The organism is Komagataeibacter xylinus (assembly GCF_004302915.1).
Taxonomy (GTDB): Bacteria; Pseudomonadota; Alphaproteobacteria; order Acetobacterales; family Acetobacteraceae; genus Komagataeibacter; species Komagataeibacter xylinus_C.
The window spans coordinates 1-4,968 of record NZ_QQBI01000073.1 but is presented as its reverse complement, the minus strand read 5'-3'; the positions used below and the strand labels follow the sequence as shown (position 1 = coordinate 4,968).

At 58.2% G+C, this 4,968-nt stretch carries 3 protein-coding genes and 2 pseudogenes; 4 read left to right on the top strand and 1 reads right to left on the bottom strand.

The window, feature by feature from the left end:
• Positions 1–129: 129 nt before the first annotated feature.
• The 3 genes and pseudogenes from DV027_RS16970 to DV027_RS16960 form a co-directional block, all read left to right on the top strand.
• A pseudogene (locus DV027_RS16970) lies at positions 130–1,280 on the top strand (IS1182 family transposase); the annotation flags it as partial.
• A 71-nt stretch (positions 1,281–1,351) separates the two neighbouring features.
• Positions 1,352–2,394, top strand: a protein-coding gene (locus DV027_RS16965) for an IS3 family transposase (protein WP_408884476.1) whose coding sequence is annotated in 2 segments (ribosomal slippage) — positions 1,352–1,613 and positions 1,613–2,394 — 1,044 coding nt in all. Because the reading frame shifts where the segments join, the coding sequence is not laid out codon by codon here.
• A 62-nt stretch (positions 2,395–2,456) separates the two neighbouring features.
• A protein-coding gene (locus DV027_RS16960) for an IS630 family transposase (protein ID WP_130732961.1) occupies positions 2,457–3,525 on the top strand; the annotation gives its coding sequence in 2 pieces (ribosomal slippage) (positions 2,457–2,944 and positions 2,943–3,525; 1,071 coding nt in all).
• Positions 3,526–3,596: 71 nt separating this feature from the next.
• On the opposite strand, the gene DV027_RS16955 is transcribed toward DV027_RS16960, so the two are convergent.
• A protein-coding gene (locus tag DV027_RS16955; protein ID WP_196756840.1) for an IS5 family transposase occupies positions 3,597–4,375 on the bottom strand; the annotation gives its coding sequence in 2 pieces (ribosomal slippage) (positions 3,597–4,036 and positions 4,036–4,375; 780 coding nt in all).
• 118 nt (positions 4,376–4,493) lie between these two features.
• On the opposite strand from DV027_RS16955, the pseudogene DV027_RS16950 reads away from it, so the two are divergent.
• Positions 4,494–4,877 (top strand): annotated as a pseudogene (locus DV027_RS16950) (IS5 family transposase); the annotation flags it as partial.
• Between the last annotated feature and the right edge of the window lie 91 nt (positions 4,878–4,968).

Sequence of the window (4,968 nt, the reverse complement as noted above, 5' to 3'; positions counted from 1 at the left end):
CGACATCCTGCAGGCCGTCAAGCGATTCTGCCTCCGTACTACCAAAATCAGCGAAACTTCAGAATCAGGACACTAGCAGCCTGTCGGGTTGGGTTACCCTGTGAAGGGGTGAGGTTGTAAGGTGGTGAGATGAGCAGCTTCATCCCGTTTGACCGGTCTCAGCCGTATCTTCTGCCTCCTGATCTGAAGTCGTGGCTTCCTGCTGACGATATGGCGCATTTCATTGTCGCAGCCGTTGAGCGGGTTCCGATGAGTGCGTTCTGCGTGCCAGTGCGCACGGGTGGCAAGGCACAGTACCATCCGCGTCTGATGTTGGCCCTTCTGATCTTCAGCTATGCGAACGGGTTGTTTTCCTCACGCCGGATCGAGCGGGCGACATATCGCGACATCGGGGTACGCTTCGTGGCGGCGAACCTGCATCCGGATCATGATACGATTGCGACCTTCCGCCGGACGAACCGGACAGCCATTGAAGCTGCATTTGCGCAGGTCCTGCTTCTGGCGCGCGAGACGGGTCTGCTGCGTCTGGGTGTAGTATCGATCGACGGCACGAAAATTGATGCCGACGCTTCGAAATACCGTTCCCTGCGCTACGACCGGATCAGGGCGCTGCGCGAACAGCTGGCGGTGGATATCGCGAAACTGATGGACCAGGCGGAGCACGCAGATGCCACAGACAGCGATCCGCAGGCATTGCCGGAAGCGCTTGCCCGACGGGAAACACTGAAAGCGAAGCTGGACGAAGCCTGCGCCCGGCTGGAAGCAGAGCGGCGCGATCGGCATACGAGAAAAAGAAGGCGGTGTATGACGCAAAAACAGGGCGTCGCGGCCGGGCGCCCAAACCGCCCGATGATGAACCACCACCCGACCGGCAGATCAGTCTGACCGATCCCGACAGCCGCCTCATGCGGCGCTCGGACGCCCATGAATTCCGGCAGGCTTACAATGCCCAGGCCGTGGTCTGCGCCGAAGGCAGTCAGTTGATCGTGACAACCGACGTTGTCGCCACGTCAGCGGATGCGCCGTCCTTTGCCAGCACCGTGCTGTCGATGGAACACACGATCGGTCTCCCAAAGACAGTGCTCGCCGACACCGGTTACGCCAGCGGGCAGGCGGTCCGGGACCTGCGGAAAAAAGGCATTGATCCGCTGGTCGCCATCGGACGTCCCTGTGCCCGCAGGCCATATGATTTCCGGCCACCTCCTGAAAACACGGAGCCACGCCGGATAACCGAACCCTGGCGGCTTGCCATGAAGGACAGGCTGGAAACAACAGAAGCCGGGTAATCCCCCCATAAAAAGAGTGACTTTTGAATGAGAATTTTCTCAGCGTAAGAATTGAGGAGATTCTGATGAAGAGTGATCGCTTTACTGACGCACAGATCATGGGTGTGATCCGCCAGGCTGAGGGCGGTGTCCCGGTTCCTGACCTGTGTCGGGAGCATGGGATCAGCAACGCCACGTTTTACCGGTGGCGCGCGAAATATGGCGGTATGGATGCTTCGATGATCAGTCAGATGAAGGCTCTGGAAGAGGAGAACCGTCGGCTGAAGCGCATGTATGCGGATCTGAGCATGCAGACGGATATCCTGAAGGAAGCCCTTGGAAAAAAATGAAGCGGCCAGCCCAGCGCCGGGAACTGGCCGCACAGGCTGTGGCGCATCATGGGGTCAGCATTGCGCTGGCCTGTCGGATTTTTGGGATATCCGAGACCTGCTTTCGCTATCGTCCGCGACTGGCAGCGGAGAACGACAGGATTGCCGATCTTCTGGTGGGACTGACCCAGGCTCACAGGAGATGGGGATTTGGTCTGTGTTTCCTGTATCTGCGCAATGTGCAGGGACATGTCTGGAATCATAAGCGGGTTTATCGGATCTATCGGGAACTGGAACTCAACCTGCGGATTAAACCCCGCAAGCGTCTTGTTCGCGAAAAGCCTGAAAAGCTGTCGGTTCCGGCCCTTCCCAACACGGTCTGGTCCATGGATTTTATGGCGGACAGGCTTTTGGATGGGCGCGCTTTTCGGCTCCTGAACATTCTGGATGACTTCAATCGTGAAGGACTGGCGATCGAGGTTGATTTTTCCCTGCCGGCCTGTCGGGTTGTCCGCTGTCTGGAACAGGTTATGGAGTGGCGTGGCAGGCCAGAAGCTATCCGAATGGATAATGGCCCTGAATATGTCAGTCATACGTTGGTTTCATGGGCCGGAAAACAGGGGATTACCCTGATCTATACGCAACCGGGTAATCCGCAGCAGAACGCCTATATTGAACGTTACAATAGAACTGTCCGGCAGGAATGGCTGGAGCAGTATTTGTTTGAAAGCATTCAGGACGTGCAGGAGGTCGCAACACAATGGCTCTGGACATATAATACCAAAGGACGTAGCCACTGACTCGTGTGTGAAGTGACAAACGGCGCAGGCTCTGATTCTCTTGATGCGGGAGGATCTGGCTGATGACGAGGGCGGTGAAGCTACGGGATGACTATTCGGCCTCTGATCTGAGGCGACTTGCGGCGCGTAGCCGGCAGGCGAACGCTGCGCGCCGGCTTCTGGCCCTGGCAGCAATCCGTGACGGGGCGAGCCGGACGGATGCGGCCCGCGTGGGCGGCATGGACCGCCAGACGCTGCGGGACTGGGTCCACCGCTTCAATGCTGAAGGGCCGGATGGCCTGCGCGATCATCAGCATCCGGGGCCGGCCTGCCGTTTGAACGGGGCACAGCAGGCCGAACTGAAGGCGCTGGTCGAGGCCGGGCCCGATCGGCAGCGTGACGGTGTGGTGCGCTGGCGCCGGATTGATCTGCAACGCATGATCGAGGAGCGCTTCGGTGTCATCTACCACGAACGGCATGTTTCCACTTTGCTGAAACGTCTTGGTTTTTCCCATGTCAGTGCCCGGCCGCGTCATCCGGGGCAGGATCCTGCCGTCATGGAAGCGTTCAAAAAACTTCCCCCGCATCCTGAATGCCCATATCGGCCATCTGCCGAAGGGAAAGCCGATCGAAATCTGGTTTCAGGACGAAGCCCGCATCGGCCAGAAGAACGGCATCGTCCGCCAATGGGCCCGGCGCGGCACGCGACCACGCCAACCGGCTGATCAGCGCTACGAGAATGCCTGGCTGTTCGGGGCGATCTGCCCGGCGCGCGGCAAGGCTGCCGGCCTGGTGCTGCCGTTCGTCGGCACCGCCAGCATGCAACTTCATATCGAGGAGATCTCACGCTACGTCGCCCGCGGTGCCCATGCCGTCGTGCTGCTCGATCGCGCAGGATGGCATACCACCAGTAAACTGAAGCTCCCTCGCAATGTCAGCCTGATCTTCCTGCCGTCCCGTGCTCCCGAACTAAACCCGGTCGAGAATATCTGGCAGTTCCTGCGCGCCAACTGGCTGGCCAATACCGTCTTCGACGGCATCGAGCACATCATCGACGCCGCCTGTTCAGCTTGGAATAATCTTGCCGCCTTGCCTGACACCATTCGATCCATCGGCCTTAGAAAGTGGGCTCACACAGGTCAGTGCCCATAACCGTTGGTATAACCATGACAGACCCAACATGGGGAACAGCGGGCTAACCCCCGCCCAGAAACTAGGGCCTGTTAGGTCTTGAGGCGATCTGCTGTTGCGGCGATGCAGATAACGGCCATGAAGGACGTAGCGGTTTTCTCATACCGCGTGGCGACTGCTCTCCACTCCTTGAGACGTGCCCACAGATTTTCCACCAGATGTCGGTGCCGATAGGCCCATTTCGGGCAGGTTACTTGTGGCTCGTTGCGTTTTGTCGGGATGACCGGGCGTGAACCCCTGTCCCATAAGGCCTCTCGAAACTGGTTCGAGGCATAGCCCCGATCGCAAACGACATAGCGCGGGGCGTGCGGCAATGCGTCAAGGAGGGCCATGGCCGAGGGGAGTTCATGGGCCTGACCTGGCGTCAGGGTGAAAGACAGGGCCTTTCCATGCCCATCTGCGGCTACGCAGACCTTGCTGCCAAACCCTCCACGCGAGCGGCCAAGTGCTTCACGATCATTGCGGCGTTCTCTGAATCCCCCTTTTTGGCCGCTCCGGCGGCCTTGTGATGAGCCCGAATGTTTGTGCCGTCGAGGAAGACCATACCTAAAGCCGGATCTTGACCCTTCACCTGTTCAAACAGAGCCTGCCAGACGCCGAGCTTTGCCCAACGGATGAAGAGTTGGGCTGCCGTCCACCAGGGGCCGAGTTCAGCAGGAATTGAGCGCCATTTCGCGCCATTCTGATGGCGCCAGAAAATCGCCGACAGGGTCCGCCGCAGATCGCGAGGCGGGGTTTTGCCTTTTGGACGGACCGTCTCGATCAGAGGTTCCCCGACCGACCATGCATCATCGGAAAATACAGACTGCATCATGCTCATCACAAAGAGCTATGCAACTCGTTCCGTCTTTCAAGACCTAACAGGCCCTAAAAACAGCTGCCTGAATTCTCATTCAATGCCCCACTAAAAATGGGGGGATTACCGATTAACCACCAAGATCCACATGCTGGCCGACGCCCTGGGTCGACCGTTACGGTTCATTATCACCGGCGGTCAGGTTCATGACGCCACCCAGGCATCTGCATTGCTCGAAGGCCAGACTGCGGGCGCGGTAATCGCCGATAAGGCTTATGACAGCAATGGGTTCCGCGAACAGATTGCTGTCATGAACGCAGAGGCTATCATTCCGTCAAAACGGAACCGCAAGGTGTTCATCCCGCACGACCAGGCTCTTTACAAAGACCGAAACCGTATCGAGCGATGCTTCAATCGCCTCAAACATTTTCGTCGTTTCGCAACGCGCTACGATCGCAGAACCATCCATTTCACAGGCTTCATTCATCTCGCAGCAGCCATGATCTGGGTCGCTTGAATGTCGATTAGCCCTAGTCACCTGAATCTGAAGTTCGGTTCATTGTCTTGTGACAAAAGCGCTTCACCGAGGCGAGGATCTGGTCGGCTGA